This window comes from Pseudomonas fluorescens (assembly GCF_902497785.1).
Classification (GTDB): Bacteria; Pseudomonadota; Gammaproteobacteria; order Pseudomonadales; family Pseudomonadaceae; genus Aquipseudomonas; species Aquipseudomonas fluorescens_BO.
In genome coordinates, this window is record NZ_CABVHK010000008.1 from 61,972 (window position 1) to 77,499 (window position 15,528).

Annotated in this window: 10 protein-coding genes; 7 read left to right on the top strand and 3 right to left on the bottom strand. The window is 59.6% G+C overall.

Annotation, left to right across the window (positions count from 1 at the left end):
* Nucleotides 1-135: 135 nt before the first annotated feature.
* Together F8N62_RS13625 and F8N62_RS32160 are read left to right on the top strand one after the other, a co-directional pair.
* A complete protein-coding gene (locus F8N62_RS13625; RefSeq protein ID WP_318181499.1) occupies nucleotides 136-3,345 on the top strand; it encodes a dermonecrotic toxin domain-containing protein in 3,210 nt (1,069 codons plus the stop codon).
* Nucleotides 3,285-4,712, top strand: a complete 1,428-nt coding sequence (locus F8N62_RS32160) for a hypothetical protein (protein ID WP_318181500.1) — start codon at nucleotides 3,285-3,287, stop codon at nucleotides 4,710-4,712. Before F8N62_RS13625 ends, F8N62_RS32160 begins: the two co-directional genes overlap by 61 nt.
* Here the strand turns inward: F8N62_RS32160 and F8N62_RS13630 are convergent.
* The gene (locus tag F8N62_RS13630) at nucleotides 4,698-6,260 is read right to left on the bottom strand and encodes a PLP-dependent aminotransferase family protein (RefSeq protein ID WP_150711401.1); all 1,563 of its coding nucleotides are present in this window, start codon (nucleotides 6,258-6,260) and stop codon (nucleotides 4,698-4,700) included. The two genes, F8N62_RS32160 and F8N62_RS13630, sit on opposite strands and share 15 nt — an antisense overlap.
* A 90-nt stretch (nucleotides 6,261-6,350) precedes the next feature.
* On the opposite strand from F8N62_RS13630, the gene F8N62_RS13635 reads away from it, so the two are divergent.
* From F8N62_RS13635 to F8N62_RS13645, 3 genes are read left to right on the top strand one after another with little or no spacing between them, the layout of a single operon-like run.
* Complete coding sequence (locus F8N62_RS13635) at nucleotides 6,351-6,974, top strand: FMN-binding negative transcriptional regulator (RefSeq protein WP_150711402.1); 624 nt, start codon at nucleotides 6,351-6,353, stop codon at nucleotides 6,972-6,974.
* Between the two features lie 9 nt (nucleotides 6,975-6,983).
* Nucleotides 6,984-7,430, top strand: a complete 447-nt coding sequence (locus tag F8N62_RS13640; RefSeq protein WP_150711403.1) for a GNAT family N-acetyltransferase — start codon at nucleotides 6,984-6,986, stop codon at nucleotides 7,428-7,430.
* A 17-nt stretch (nucleotides 7,431-7,447) separates the two neighbouring features.
* Nucleotides 7,448-8,119: a GNAT family N-acetyltransferase gene (locus F8N62_RS13645; protein WP_150711404.1), complete on the top strand. Its 672-nt coding sequence runs from the start codon at nucleotides 7,448-7,450 to the stop codon at nucleotides 8,117-8,119.
* 178 nt (nucleotides 8,120-8,297) lie between these two features.
* Here F8N62_RS13645 and F8N62_RS13650 read toward each other — a convergent pair whose 3' ends face one another.
* Nucleotides 8,298-8,576: a helix-turn-helix domain-containing protein gene (locus F8N62_RS13650; RefSeq protein WP_150711405.1), complete on the bottom strand. Its 279-nt coding sequence runs from the start codon at nucleotides 8,574-8,576 to the stop codon at nucleotides 8,298-8,300.
* Entirely contained in the window at nucleotides 8,573-9,898 is a 1,326-nt protein-coding gene (locus F8N62_RS13655; protein WP_150711406.1) for a HipA domain-containing protein, read from the bottom strand. Before F8N62_RS13655 ends, F8N62_RS13650 begins: the two co-directional genes overlap by 4 nt.
* A gap of 233 nt (nucleotides 9,899-10,131) precedes the next feature.
* Between F8N62_RS13655 and F8N62_RS13660 the strand changes: the two genes are divergently transcribed.
* Together F8N62_RS13660 and F8N62_RS13665 are read left to right on the top strand one after the other, a co-directional pair.
* Entirely contained in the window at nucleotides 10,132-13,080 is a 2,949-nt protein-coding gene (locus tag F8N62_RS13660; RefSeq protein WP_150711407.1) for an autotransporter domain-containing protein, read from the top strand.
* Between the two features lie 202 nt (nucleotides 13,081-13,282).
* A complete protein-coding gene (locus F8N62_RS13665) occupies nucleotides 13,283-15,427 on the top strand; it encodes an autotransporter domain-containing protein (protein WP_150711408.1) in 2,145 nt (714 codons plus the stop codon).
* Nucleotides 15,428-15,528: the final 101 nt, after the last annotated feature.

Consider the following 15,528-nt stretch of genomic DNA (forward strand, 5'->3'; position numbering starts at 1 on the left):
GACCCAAGGCCCGCACTCGCGGGTCTTTTTTTACCCGCGATATTTATGTACCGCCGGGCGAGCTGCCGAGCCCTCTACCTTGCCTCTTCCCGGCGCACTTGCGAGCGCCTCAATGGTTAGAGAAGGAAATGGCTCATGTCCGAAAACACCGCCCCCAGCGCTGTCGATGTACTGTCCCAGCTGGTGGCCGGCCCCTCACTCACAGAGGTGGCCTCGAAAGCATTACGCCCGGCGCTGAAAAAACTGTACCCCGACCTGGAGATCGACCCGCAACTGGCCATGGTCATGACACCCAGTTGGTGGATCGAAGATGATCGAGTCGTTCCCGGCCCCCTGCAAATTGAATCACTCACCGACATCCTTGTGCGCCTCGGACTCTCCGGTACCAGCGTAACCTTCATCGATGGCGAACACTTTCTGACCCTGCAACCGGCTGTCGAACCAGCGACTCATCTGCCGGTGAAAATCGATGCCATTGGACTGCTGATCAATGAGCTCGCCCCCCTGCTGTTTGTGGCCTATCAGGAACAACAGGTCGATTTCTGGAGTGAGCCCACTCGCGCCGGGGATCTGCGCTGGTATCAACTGTCGGACTCACTGCGCGGACTGTGGAATGCCAACCTGCCCGTTGGCTGGGACGCGGATCAGCAAGCGATGGCCAAGGCCGTCTACACCACACCCGACAAGCAGCAGCGCCAAGCCACGGACCCATTCAAAACCCGGGCCTGTCTTATCGACATCGATCAGGCGGACGGGGCCGGCCGCACCCACCTCGATGTGCTCGACACCGCGGTGCTGGTGGGCTCCCTTGGCGACCGTACGCTGATCCTCACGCACTCGGTCACTCGCGGATTTTTGCACTTCGACTCGTTCGATGCATTGGGCCAGGCCTTGTCGCAGTCCCATCTGACCGGCACATCCGGCAGCAGCCTGAACTGGCGACTGGTCGAACCCGAAGGCAACTTTTTCGACCATCAGGCCTGCACCCTCATTGCCCTGGAAGCGGATGCCATCGGGGCGATCAATTTTTTCCAGACATCGGCCAAAGCCGATGCCTACCCCCACCTCGGCACGGCCGGTTCCAGTGACGAACCGCCCGCGCGGCTCAAGCCCCATTTCGACCGAATGCAACCTTTGCTCCCGTCATGGATGGAACAAGCATCGCCCACCGATCAGGCGAGTTACAGCCGGCACCTGATGGATCTGACCCTTTTACAGCACCGCAACGGCGGCAAAACGTTCCAGGGTGAAGTCCCCGACATTCATGCGTTTACCCTGGATACGCTGGGCAACCAGATGCGCAAGGAACATCCGCAGGCAAGCACCGTCAAGCTCGACACCATCGAAATCACAATCACCAGCCTGGTGGTCTGGGGCACCTTCGTTTTGCCGGGCCAGACCGAGACCCTGACGTTATCGCTCACCGAGCTGGCCCTGCAAAACCTTGCGGGGTTGCCAAGGGGTATCAGAACCGTGCGTTTCACCGACGATTCCCCGGTGCCCGCCTGGATGACACCGGATTACCTGGAGAAACTGGTCACGACGGTCAACATCGGCGCGACCTACCCCCAGATGCTCAAAACCCGGCTGCTGGATAACCTGACCCAGGCGCGTGAACTCAAGCGGCTTTACACCGCGCAGTTACCGGTGGAGTTATCGTTGCTGGCCTTGCAGCACAAGATTCGCGGCCAGGCGGGGCTGGATGAACAGGGGTATCGGTACGTGATCGCCGCGTTCGCGGCCACCGCCCCGGATCGAAAGGTGGACGGGCAGGAAATCGTGATCCGGCCGCTGGCTTTCATCCCTCCCCATCGTGCGGACACAACGCCGGACAAGGTCGCAAACATGTTCCTCATCGGGCCACGCGACGCGGACAAGGGCCCCTGCCTGCTCTATCGCCCGTTGCTCAACCCGCCACTGCTTCAATACCCGTCCCGAAGCAACGTGTTGTACGCGATCACCCATTCCAGATCACTCAGGGAATCGGTGTTGGCCTGGTTGCCGGACAAGGCGCGCTTCAACTACAGCCAGTACGTGTTTCCTGCGAAGTTGCCCTCTATCTGGATAGTGCCGCAGTTGCTGGTTGATCCCACGGTCGCGCTCGACATGCGCGGGCCCGTGTCGCTGTCGACAACGGCCATTGAAAAGGATCTGCTCGACACCCTGTTCGACGCAACCGTGCAAGCCATGATCACCCAGGCAGACCGCCAGTCAGTCTCCAACGCGGAGGCACGCTGGGCGACGCTCAAACAGGGCGGCTGGTTGATGTTCAATGCGGCGCTGCCGTTCCTGGGGCGCACTGTCGGCGCTGCCGCGTGGATCTGGCAGATGATGGACGATTTGCAGGCCCTCAGCGACGCCGCAAACGAGGAGCAGGCCAGGCTCGACTGGACAGCGCTGACCGATATCCTGATGACGTTGGGCATGGTCCTCGCTCATCGTGCGGCAACCCGCGCCCCCCCCTCACGAACGACGGCCGCGACAGAAAAAACGCCGGTGTCGCTCCCGGAAAAACTCCCGACAAAGGTTATTCCTGAAACCGTCAAAACCGTGCGCCTGCCCGACATCACCGGTCATGAACTTTCCGCCGCCCATGAAACGTCGCTCAATGCGATCAACGCGTTGAATCGATCGCAACCTGGGATGGCCTCGGTACTGGATAACCTGAAGATCCCCAAACCCGCAGTACTGGGCAAGCCCGTCGAAGTCGGGGCTTATCGGCACCTTCAGGCTCATGAGCACAAGTGGTACGCGCAGGTGGGTGAACGCTGGTTCGAGGTGGTGATCAACGACAACGAGCAGGTACAAATCATCGATTCACGCCAGCAGCCTGCGCGTATCGGACCGTTGTTGACCCACACCGCAAGTGGTCAGTGGGTTGTCGATCTTCGATTACGCTTGCGCGGTGGCGGACCGGGCGGGCGGCTGAAGAAAATGCAGCAGGAAAACCGGGCGAAGTTGAGTGAAAAGAGGGCCGCGATCACGGCGTTCGACCAGAGGCAGGATGCCATGCAAAAGGAGCGGACTGCTGCCCACAAGCTCATGCTCGATGCGCTTCCGGAGGCGGCCGCCAGCTCCCGTAAACAGTTCCTGGACAAGATGGACTCACAGTTCAAGGAATATGAAGCGCACATTCAGGAACTCAAGGCACTGAACACACTGGAGCCGATTCCGAATTTCCGCACGGCGATGATCGATCGCTTATCGCTCCAACTGTTCCTCACGCAGGCGTGGCTCGGCGGGGTCCTGAGGAGTTTCGAGGTAGCCTGTCGGCAACGCTGGCCTTGGTCGACCAAGAAAACTTTACGCCATCGGCAGAGCGCATTGCGCCCTTCGAAAAGATGACTGACCTGACCCGGGGAATGATCGACAAGATCGAAACCGCTCATTCACTTTTCGAACAAATGAGCTTCTTGGGTAAAGAGGCTGTCGAGGTGAGCCTTCACTACCGGAAAAAGCTTCCGCATTACTCGCTCAATGACCTCAAACTTCTGCAAGTGAGTTTGGGACGGGAGTTGTGCCTCAAAGCCGAACCGACACAAACGCCGGACGCACAGCGGGCCCTTGAAAACCTGATCAATGATGCGGCGTTAAATATTCAGAGCTCCCTGGTGAGCGATGATGAAAGCCTGCTTAATCTCGGCGAACGAATCGAGACAATGAGTAATCTGGCGGAGCAGTTTGCGGTGATCGACCAGCGCTTTCTCGACATCGTGGAAGAGTTTCCAGAGCAGATCGTTAAAGAACGCCTTGACCAGGTACAGAGCCGTATTGCCAGCTTCAGCAAAGACACCGTTGACCAACTGGCGAATCTGCTGCGCGAGCAGCGATTGGTTGAACCGGTAGCGGGCCCGTCCAGGCCACAGGCGCCCGCCAAAAAGATCATCAAGACCCGGTACAAAGGCACACTGATCGGCGAGCAGCGAACAGACGCGGAGGATCTGGTCGATGTAAAAGAGACGCTCACCGGAAAGATCACCACGTTCCACGAAAAGACCCCAGGCGTATGGGTTGTAAGAGACACGGCTAAAGCGCCACCCGCCAAGGTGAAAGCCGACCTGGGCAAAAGCGTTGGGGCCGGACAGGCATTGCTCGATGGGCTGGCGGCTTTTAACCGACGCATCGACACCCACGTCAGCGGCACCCAACGCATCCCGGTAGAAATTGAGGATCTGTACCACCTGCACGCCGCACGTCTGCGCGAGGCGGCTGGAGCGATTGATTCCGCGTTGATCGCGCTCAATCTCACCGATGATCCCGTGACCTCGGCCGGCACCGTGAGCAAGAGTCTCGACACCGCCGCTACCGCTCTTTACGAAAAAGGCCATAGCACTCGCGTGCAGATGATCAAGCAACAGCCTCCAACGGCGGCCCGGATCGAATGGCTCAAGGGTGAAAAAGAAGTGGATATTTCAAAGAATCCTGTACGCAAACGGCTTAAAGGGGCGCGCAAGGATTATCTGGATGAGTACGAGGTGCTCGACTTCAAAACACGCGAGGTGCTGTGGTATGCCCACTTTCACTACGCCGATGCAACCGCCGCTGTTGGAACATTTACTGCGGCACATTTGAAGACCAAAGCGCAGCGACTGCTGGCAGGGGCCTTCGATGTACGCGGGGAAAGTGATCAGGAACTGATAGCCATCTACCGCAGTGAAATCAGTCGCCCCCTCGCCAGCAGTCTGTTTTTTCCTGGCTCAGCGATTCGTTAAAACCCCCCACACCTGTCGCAAACGTGCCAGAGCCGATTCGATCGCCGGCTCCGGCACCGCGGCGAAACCCAGCACCAAACCCGCACGCTGATCGATCGGCGTGTGGGAATCCGGCAGCCAATAACTGCTCAGGCCATTGATTTCCACACCGACCTTTTCTGCCTGCTCGATCAATTGCCGTTCTCGAGCAACGCTGTCCACTGACACCGTCAAGTGCAACCCGGCAGAGACGGCAGGCAGGTCGCCCACGCCGGGAATACTCTTCGGCCAACCATCCAGTAGACAATTGCGCCGACTCAGAGCGGCCCGGCGCATTCGACGAATGTGCCGCTGAAAATGCCCCGCCGCCATGAACTCGGCCATCACCGCTTGCGTGCTGACTTCCGAATGCCGGACATCCACCGCGCGCCGTTGGGAGAAGGCCTGCACCAGTGCTGGCGGCAACACCAGATACCCCAGACGCAGTGCCGGGAAAGCGACTTTGCCAAAGGTCCCGACATATAAAACCCGCCCCTGCCGGTCAAGCGCCGCCAACGGTGCCAAGGGCGCGCCGCTGTAACGGTATTCGCCATCGTAGTCGTCCTCGACGATCCAGCCTTGGGTGCGCTCCGCCCAGGCGAGTAATTCAAGGCGTCTCGCCAGACTCATCACCACCCCGGTCGGGTACTGATGCGACGGCGTGACATAGGCCAGACGACAATCGCCAAGCCCGGCCAATTCGGCACAATCGATGCCCTCGCTGTCGACCGCCACCCCATGCAGCCGCGCACCCGCGACCGCGAACGCATGACCGGCCGCCCGATACCCCGGATTTTCAATCGCGACGCCATCGCCCGGCTCCACCAGCAGCTGTGCACAAAGGCTAATCCCCTGCTGTGCGCCGCTGGTGATCACTATTTGTTCAGCGGTGCATTGCATGCCGCGAGAACTGCGCAAATACGCCGCGATCATCCCGCGCAAACGCGCATCGCCCGCCGGATCGCCATAACACAGCTGCTGTAAATCGGGTTTACGCCAGAAAGCCGCATTCAGCTTGGCCCAAACCTCGAAAGGGAAGAGATCGAATGCCGGAACGCCGACGCGAAAAGCACGCGGCGGACCACTCGGCGGCAGCGCCAAATGGTTATTTTCCACCCGCCCCAAAGCGCCGCTGTGGATAACCTTGCTGGATAAAACCACAGGTAAATCCAGCCGATTTGTGGATAAGGCTGTGGGTAACCCTGTTGAAAACCCTGTGGATACATTTGTGGATAGTTTTTTGGATGCGGCCGTGGTTTGCGGTAATTGAGCGATGTAAGTTCCGTCGCCGACGCGCCCTTCGATAAACCCTTCGGCGTAGAGCTGATCGTAGGCCCGCACCACGCTGTTGCGGGAAATCGCCAGTGCTGCCGCAAGGTCGCGACTGGCCGGTAATCGCGTGCCGCTGGCCAGCCGTCCATCCAGCACCCGCAGGCGCAGCGCCTGATAAAGCTGACGACTCAGGCCCTGTCGCCGATCGAGTTCGATACCGGCGGGGTTGAACGAGAGGGAAAGCGACGCCTGGCTCATGCTAATGGACCTATGAAATTGGTCATTAATGGCTCTTACAACAGACCAATAGCCTGCCTAGGATGGAGACATTCGCCAAGGACTATTTCCATGTACAACCCCAGCAGCTTTGCCATTAAAGAATTGAATGAACTGCAGGAGCAGATCCTCGCCACGCGCCTCGCGACTGTGATCACCCACGGTGAGCACGGCCTGCAAGCCAGCCATTTGCCGCTCCTCCTGCGCCCTGACCAAGGTCCGAATGGCACCCTTTACGGGCACTTCGCCCGGGCCAATCCGCAATGGAAAGAACTGCAAAACGGCGCTGAAGCGCTGGTGATATTTGCCGGGGCCGACGCCTACATCAGCCCAGGGTTTTACCCGAGCAAAGCCGAGCACGGCAAAGTCGTGCCGACCTGGAACTACGTCGCGGTTCACGCTTACGGAAGCGCTGAAGTGTTCACCGAAGCCGAGCGCTTGCTCAACCTGGTCAGCGCGTTGACTGATCGTCACGAAGCCGGCCGTGACCAACCGTGGAAAGTCGCCGACGCGCCTGCCGATTACATCGACGGCATGCTCAAGGCCATTGTCGGATTTGCGCTGCCGATCCAGCGCCTGGAAGGCAAACGCAAACTCAGCCAGAACCGCAGCGCCGCAGACATCGCCGGCGTGCGCGAGGGGCTAGCTGCCAGCCCCGATGCCCATGACCGGGCCCTCGCCCACCTGATGCGTTAAGGAATCAACATGAGTCAGATTGAAATCCGCCAGGTCACTGCCGACGATCACGCCGCGTGGCTGCCGTTGTGGCAAGCCTACTTGCGCTTCTACAAAACCGAATTACCCGAAGCGGTGACTGAAAGCTCCTGGCAGCGCATGCTCGATGCGCACGAGCCGACCCACGCCGCGTTGGCCTGGGCCAATGGCAAAGCAGTGGGCATGGTGCATTTCATCTACCATCGTTCGAACTGGGCCATCGAAAATTCCTGCTACCTGCAAGACCTGCTGGTGACGCCCGAAACACGCGGCACTGGCGTCGGCCGCAAATTGATCGAGTTCGTTTACACCACGGCCAAGGCTGACGGTTGCAACAAGGTCCACTGGCTCACCCACGAAACCAACGCCACCGCGATCCAGCTCTACGAGCGCATCGCCGAACGCCCTGGTTACATCCAGTTTCGCAAAGCTATTTAAGGTTCAAGGAGAACGACATGACGACTTCACTCGCAGACTGGAAAGGTGTTCCAGCGCCCTCGGTTCAAACCCTCGAAGGACGTTTCATCCGCCTGGAAAAACTCGACCCGGCGCGTCATGGCGACGGTTTGTGGCAGGCGCTACAAGGCCCCGGCGCCGACCCGAAACTCTGGGACTATTTGCCCTACGGCCCATTCCCGGAGCGCAGCGCTTTCAACGATTGGCTCAACAACCATGCAGCCAACAGCGACCCGTATTTTTTCAGCGTCATCGACCGGGCCAGCGGCGACGTACAGGGCATCTTGAGTCTGATGTCGATTGTGCCGGCCCAGGGGCGCATAGAAATCGGCCACGTGACGTTTGGCGCACCGATGCAGCGCTCGCCGAAAAGTACCGAAGCGGTTTATCTGTTGGCCAAGGAGTCGTTCGCCCTGGGTTATCGGCGCCTGGAGTGGAAGTGCAACAACGGCAACGCGCGTTCGAAGTATGCAGCGGAGCGCTTGGGATTCAGTTTTGAGGGCGTGTTCCGTCAGCACATGGTGGTCAAGGGCCAGAACCGGGATACGGCGTGGTATTCGATTCTGGATTCGGAATGGCCGACGATTGGCGCGGGGTTTGAGCGCTGGTTGAGTGAGGAGAATCAGACGGGGAACGGGCAGGTGAAAACGCTGGCTGAGTGTCGCGGGTAAATTAGCGGCGCCTGTTCGGACGCCTTCGCGAGCAGGCTCGCTCCCACAGTGGCTCGGGTGGATCCAAATGTTGTGGCCAACCCAAAACACCTGTGGGAGCGAGCCTGCTCGCGAATGGCCTCTCGAGGGGAAACGCTCTTATCGCGAGCACGCTAGCTCCGCATTAACCGGTGCCATTTCAACTAATATCCCGTCGAATCCGCACCACACCCATCTTAAGCCCGAACGGGCGAAACACGGCGTTCAGCGATTTCAGCGTCTGATTCCCCTCCCCGTGTTCAATGTGCACCAGCGTACGCACCGAAATTTTGCACATCTTCGCGAATTGAGTTTGGTGCAGGCCCGTTACTTCCACGCGTAATCGTCGCACTGCTTCGCCTATTTCTATCGTGCCTTCGCCAAGCCCCTGTTGAATGCTTTCGATCAAAAGCGCCCGAACATCAATGGAGAGGGTCATTTCAGCCCCCAATTTTTCAACCGCTGCTCCAGGTTTTTCAACGCAATCCCCGGGTGATTCATCGTGGCTTCGGGAAGACCGCTGGCGGTGAGAATGTCCGGCAAAGCCGACAAGTGATCGGCATCCGCTCGCAATCTTTCATACAGACCCTCTGAGTCGCCGATGACTGCCAATGCATTACACACTTCTCGCCACTTGACCTCGCCGGCCACTTCCAGATCTTTGGGCCATTTTGTGGTGCGTGTAACGCCCTCGTCGTCCATCACCATAGGCGCCAGGTCGTAGATCGGCGCGAGGCGGAAGAAGTCTGGACCACGAATGATTGATGTGTTCCGTCCATGATTGTCCGAGTTGCCCAGAATTTTATTGAGCAAATCGCGGCGCAGATAATCGGACACCAGATCAGGAACCAAGTGGGCCTGGCCCGCTTGAGTCCACAGTCCGACAAGTAGCTGAATCACCTCAAGATGGTTCATGTAGCTGCCTGGCACTGTCACGCCGGCCAGCGAATAGATGGATTCAACTGCCGACCGCTCAACCCCTTGAGCGGTCACTTTACGGTCAAAGCGCTTCATCCAGAGACTGGGTTTAGTCGCCTCTTCCAGCGCCAGCCCCTCTACGTCGATCGTATCGATGCCCAGAACATTCAAGGCCTTGTAGTAGTGAAACTCGCTTCTGAGAATGACCTGATCATTATGAGCCGCTTTATTGCGGGCAAACTTTACAAACCAGTGCTGCACGACTTGGTCGTCGCTCAACACTGCATCTGGGTACAGCAGGCCATTGCGACCTTCTGACATCAGCAGCTTCGGAGCCTCGCCTCCCGCCCCCGTTGCGCCCCCAATGGCTGCGCCTTGCTCATAGGCGTACTCCAGAAAGGTATTGTCGCGGGCGATTACTTCCGCACGACGAAAACCTACGGCGGGCCTGTCGTCTGCAAACTCAGCGGACTCCTTGACCCGCAGGTGGCCGATAGGCGCCGGAGTGCTGCGCCCCAATAGAAACAAATCAGCGCTGATGCCGTCAGGTTTGTCTTGACCGACACGTCCCATTAGAAAGCGTTTGGCGGCTCCCGCCGGAGCGATATCGAACAGAAAAGCAGGTGCCTTTTTCAACGAAAAACTATCCCAATCCAAAGCCAGCCTGGCGCTGACCGCTTTAGAAAAAGGCAATTGCATCGATTCAAGATTGTTAGCCACATAGTCAGTTTTATAAGCGAACCGACACGGGCCTTCGAAACCTTTTTCCGGATCGGTGAACACCAGCGTCATCGCATCCAGCCAGTTACCGGAGGTGTATAGCTGCAACGTTAATGTGTACATGACACCACCTGCAATTTACTGCATTTCAAGACTTATAAATCGAATTCTGGATGCAATATAGTGCAGTTATAAACACTTCACACCCCTTAATTACGCATTAAAATGCATTTCACCACCATTTGATTACGATCACACGCATTACATTGCACATGAGGTTGCTCCTCCAGACATCATTCTGTAAAAACCCTCCGCTATACAAGACGGCCCGCTTATAACAAAAAGGCTGTCCACCCATGCCGTTCTCGCCCCAGCGCCTGGCGCTTGTTATCGCCCTGCTGATCAGCACCAGCGCCGTCCACGCCAAAACCGTGCAGATCGACACCGCGACCACCGCTGCGCAAACCCTCGGTGGCAGCGACACGTTGACGGTGTCGGCGCCGGGCAGCATTTCCAACAGTGGCAAAACCGTATCCCTGAAGGACAGCACCAGCGGCGCGGGGGTGGTGATCGATAACTCGGGCATGATCATTTCCACCGGTGGCCGGGCGATCGATAGCAACGGCGACCTTACGCAGGCCCGCATCTACAACCGCAGCGGCGGGCAAATCCTCGGGTTCAACGATGCGCTACGCGTCGACAGCAACTTCGTCAGCGGCCGTTTGCTGATCGATAACAGCGGCCTCATTCGCTCGACCACCGGCCAGGGGCTGGACCTGGACGCGCTGCGCAGCGCCGGTGTCCAGACCAGCATTATCAACCGCGCGGGCGGGCTGATTCGCGGGGACGCCAGCGACGGCATGAAGACCGGCGCCAACGCGACGATCACAAACTACGGCGAGATTTCCACGGGTGATGCTCTAAACGCCGATCAGAAATTCGACGGCATCGACATTGATACGGCCACCGGCGTCAACGTGACCAACTACGGGACGATTTCCGGCGGCCGCCACGGCATCACCACCGACCTTGGCGCCACGCTGGTCAACTACGGACAAATCACCGGTCGCAACGGTTCGGGCTTCGGCTCCGATGGCGACGGCACGGTGATCAACCACGGGACGATTACCGGCGCCTACTCGGGGTTGCAGCCCAACGGGGATGGCGATGGGGTGGACATCGACAAGCTCGCCCACATCGAAAACTACGGCACCATTCAGGGCGTCGGCGCGGGCGGCGTGGACAAGGGCGGGTTCGCCAACGGCAGTGAAGGCATCGCGCTCGGCGGCGGTTATGTGCTGAACGCCAAAGACGCGCTGATCAGCGGCGCCAGCAGTGCCATCCTGGTGGACGACGGCAGCGGCGGTTCGGGCATGGCGGCAACCACGCTGGAAAACTTCGGCACCATTCGCGGGCTCGACGGCTTCGGGGTGAAATTCGTCGGAGAGTTCGCCGACAGCGTGATCAACGGCGGCACCATCAGCGCCAGCAACGGCCTGGCGCTGGATCTCGGCGGCGGCAGCGACAACCTGACCTTGCGCAACGGCAGCCGCTTCATCGGCACGGTCGACGGCGGCACCGGTATTGACCGGGTGGTGATGGACGACACGGCGGGCGGCAGCTTCGGCGCCAGTCGTAATTTCGAATGGCTGGAGGTCAAACAAGGTGCCTGGACGCTCACCGGCAGCGGTGATTTCAGCGATGGCGGCGCGGTGCGCAACGGCGCAATGCTGATCAACCAGGGCGGCATCGCCGGCAGTCTGACGGTGGACGCAGGCGGTGTGTATGCGGGCGGTGGTTCGGTGGGCAATCTGCGGGTCAACGGCACGCTGCAAACCAACACGCAACTGGGCACCGCGACGGTCGTTCATGATTTGAGCTTCGGCAACGAAGCGACGCTGGCCTACGGCGTCAATGCCGACGGCAGCAGCGCCCCGATAAAGGTCGGCGGCATCGCCCACCTGAATGGCGCCACCCTGGCCGTGAATCCCGGCAGCGGCACCTACCCGTGGCAAAGCCAATACACCGTACTGCAAGCCGCAAGCGTCAACGGCACGTTTGGCAAAGTCACCAGCGACTACGCATTCCTGACCCCGACGCTCGCTTACACCCCGACTCAGGTCGATCTGACGTACACGCGCAACGACATCGCTTTCAACGAATTCGCCGCCACCGGCAACGGCGGCAGCGCCGCCAACAGCCTGGCGTCGATGGGCAAAAACAGCGCGCTCTACAACGCACTGCTCAACACCACCCATGCCACGGCAGGCGCGGCAATCGAGCAACTGGCCGGCGCGAGCAACGCCAATCTGACCAGCGCTACCCTCGGCGCCAGCAGCCAGGTGGGTGGCAGCATGCTCTCGGCCATGCAACAAATGGGCGGCGGCGCAGGCTTGCTGGTGGGTCTCGATCAGCGCGACACACCGGTCCTGGCGGCCAGCGGCGTTCCATCCCAGGCGCGCAATCTCAATGACCCGAACGCCCAGGGCCGACTCTGGCTGCAAGCCATCGGCGGCTACGGCAAGCTCGACGGCGAACAGGGCAGCAGCGGCCTTGAGCAACGCACCAAAGGCAGCGTGCTGGGTGCTGACTGGGCGCTGAATCCGCAATGGCGCCTGGGTGTGCTCGGCGGTTACTCGAAGACCGATCTGGATGCCACCGGCGTCGATGGCAATGTCGAAAGCTGGCACGCCGGGGTCTACGCCTTGCGTCAAAGCGGACCCATCGCGTTGCGCCTCGGCGCGGCTTACAGCGGCCATCAAGGTGAAAGCAAACGCACCATCGCGTTCAATGGTTTCAACGACCGGCCCAAAGGCGATTACGACGCTGACAGCCAGCAAGCGTTCGCGGAATTGGGCTACGCACTGGGCAGCGGCCGACTTAGCGCCGAACCCTTTGCCAACCTCGGCTACCAGCGTTATCACCGCGACAGCTACCAGGAAAAAGGTGGCGCCGCTGCGTTGCAGGTCGACGGGCAAACCCAAGACAACTTCAGCAGCACCTTCGGCCTGCGGCTGGCGCACTTGAGCAGCCTGGATAACGGCATGAGCCTGACGCCGCGCATAACCGCGGGCTGGAAGCACACCTATGGCGATGTCAGCAACTCCACCCGCCAGGCCTTCGTGGTGGGCGGCACAGCGTTCAGCGTCGAGGGCAGTTCGCTGGATCGCGACAGTCTGGTGCTGGAGGCCGGGCTGGATCTGGGCATTTCGGCGCGGCATTCGGTGGGGCTTGGGTACAGTGGCGAAATCGGCAGCAACAGCCGTAATCATGGCTTGATCGCGCAGTGGCAAATGAGTTTTTGATTGTATGAAAAGGGCTCGTTCGCGGATGGGTTGTAGGTAGAAGCAGCATTGAGGCATCGGCAGAAGCCCTGATTGCATTGCAGCCAGCGTCTTTTCCGCAAAACCCTCGGAAGATGCCCGCGCCGCCCGCCGGAACGGGCTGACATCAACAAAATCAGCCGTCTTTTAGAGTTTGGCCTCCTGTCAAAAGAGGCCGAACTCGATGCCCGTTCAACACAAATACCGACTGCAACACCTCGCCATGGCGATAGCGCTTTCGCTGGGCTGCGCTGAATCTGCGTTCGCCGAAACCCTCGCTGATGCGGCGCCAGACGATCTCATCACCCGACTCGATGCTTTCATCAGCCGCGTAGACATCGAGCGAACGTCCATCAATAAAGCAGCTGAATGGAACGAGTTGAAACTGGACGAGCGCGATGATCTGGTCTCGGTAGTCAGTAAAGGGGCGTCTAAAAAGTCAGCGGATGGCGGCGGGGGCATGAACGTCTTGCAACTCAATGCCGCCAAAGGGGGCTCATTTGGTGACACTCGAAATTTCCACGCACTGGACGTCACAAAGGGTAAATGGACGGCCAGTGGCGCTGGTGATTTCGAAGTCGGCGTGTTGGTACGCCCCGATGCAACCCTGACTAATGATGGAACCATCATCGGCGGAGCGATCACGCAAGGCACCTTGGTCAATAACGGCTCGATTGGCGGCCATGTCTTCGTGGATGAAAAAGGCACGTTCAGTGGCAAGGGAGCCGTGGGATCTCTTGAAGTGCATGGGCAGCTTATGGTCGACCGTAAGGCGGGCGCCCCAACGGTGAACGGCGATATGAACCTTTCCAGCAAGGCCGTTCTGGCCTATGAGGTGCATCCCGACAGCAGCGCAGAAACCATCAGAGTCGCCGGCACTGCCAGCTTGGGCGGCGCTACGCTGAAGATCGACACAGTACCGGGCGACTATCCGCAAAGCAGCCTGTACACCCTGATTGAGGCACAAAAGATCGAGGGCGAATTTGGCAAGATCCTCCACGATCTGGCCTTCATGGACGCTACCCCGCAATACCGTGAACAGAGTGTTGGCCTGATTTACGCTCGTAACGATGTTCCCATCGAGAGCCTCGCCACATCCGATAACGCAATGGAGTTCGGCAAAAGCATCACAGAGCCGCCGATGCCGACCCATGCGCAAATGCCTGATGACAGTGCAATGTCCGGCGGCACCGACACAGCGCTCTCGACTCCCTCTGGCTCGTCGCCTGCCGATTCCGAACCGCTCGCGTCGGCTGACATTCCCGTCACGGCAGCGATACCAGCCACTGCAACGAACGCGGCCATCACCGCCCTGCTCGTCTCCAACAAGGCAACAGCCTCTATGGCTCTCGAGCAATTGGCGGGTTCCAGCAACGCCAACCTTGCCAAAACGACGTTGAGCAGTGTCGCCCCCGTCAGCGGCAGCCTGCTTTCGGCCATGCGCCAGCTGGACAGCGCCCACGGTTCCAACCCGATGCGCGATGCTCCTCGTCAGGCGGCCGGCAATGCAGATACCGGCAGGGTCTGGCTGCAAGCACTTGGGCACGGAGGCAAGCTGGATCGCGATATAGAGCCGCTGCAACACTCGACCCGAGGCCTGCTGATGGGCGCGGACTGGAGCATCGACGAGGAATGGCGCCTGGGCGTCATGGGCGGCAAATCCCGGACGCGGCTGGACAGTCGCGAACTGGAGGGAGGTCTCGACAGCTGGCACCTGGGCGCCTACGCATTGCTTCAAAGCGGCCCGCTGTCGATCAGGCTTGGCGCGACTTACAGCAACCACGATGGCACCACTGCACGGCGGGTAGCTTTCTCAGGGTTTAGTGATCGCCCTGAAGGTCGTTATGACGCCAGCACTCAGCAAGCCTTCGCTGAACTCGGCTATAACCTGGGCCGCAATAACATCAGCATCGAGCCGTTTGCCAGCCTTGGCGTGCAACGCTATCAACGCGACGGCTACACCGAAAAAGGTGGGGCGGCGGCGCTTAAGGTCAACGAACAGGCGAAAACCAACATGAACAGCACGTTGGGACTGCGGGTGGCGATGGTGGACACCCTGAGTAACGGCATGCGACTCACGCCTCGATTCAGCGCTGGCTGGAAACACACGTACGGTGACGTCTTCACAAAAACCAGCCAACGCTTGGTCACTGGCGGCCGCGACTACACCGTTTACGGTGTTGAACTGGATCGCAACAGCCTGCTGGTGGATGCCGGTCTGGATCTTGGTGTCTCGGCCCACCACAGCGTGGGCGTCGGCCTCACCAGCGACATCGGTAGCGACAGCCGCAATCACGGCGTAATGGGCCAGTGGCGAATGGCGTTCTAACCCACCACTGACACAACGCAGTACCTGTGGAGCGGGCCTGTGGTGAGGGGATTTATCCCCGTTGGGCCGCGTAGCGGCCCCAGCATTTCAAAGTTAGTGCG

Coding starts and splice junctions, on each gene's coding strand:
- F8N62_RS13625 (WP_318181499.1), top strand. CDS start 136: ATGTCCGAAAACACCGCCCCCAGCGCTGTCGATGTACTGTCCCAGCTG.
- F8N62_RS13630 (WP_150711401.1), bottom strand. CDS start 6,260: ATGAGCCAGGCGTCGCTTTCCCTCTCGTTCAACCCCGCCGGTATCGAA.
- F8N62_RS13635 (WP_150711402.1), top strand. CDS start 6,351: ATGTACAACCCCAGCAGCTTTGCCATTAAAGAATTGAATGAACTGCAG.
- F8N62_RS13640 (WP_150711403.1), top strand. CDS start 6,984: ATGAGTCAGATTGAAATCCGCCAGGTCACTGCCGACGATCACGCCGCG.
- F8N62_RS13645 (WP_150711404.1), top strand. CDS start 7,448: ATGACGACTTCACTCGCAGACTGGAAAGGTGTTCCAGCGCCCTCGGTT.
- F8N62_RS13650 (WP_150711405.1), bottom strand. CDS start 8,576: ATGACCCTCTCCATTGATGTTCGGGCGCTTTTGATCGAAAGCATTCAA.
- F8N62_RS13655 (WP_150711406.1), bottom strand. CDS start 9,898: ATGTACACATTAACGTTGCAGCTATACACCTCCGGTAACTGGCTGGAT.
- F8N62_RS13660 (WP_150711407.1), top strand. CDS start 10,132: ATGCCGTTCTCGCCCCAGCGCCTGGCGCTTGTTATCGCCCTGCTGATC.
- F8N62_RS13665 (WP_150711408.1), top strand. CDS start 13,283: ATGCCCGTTCAACACAAATACCGACTGCAACACCTCGCCATGGCGATA.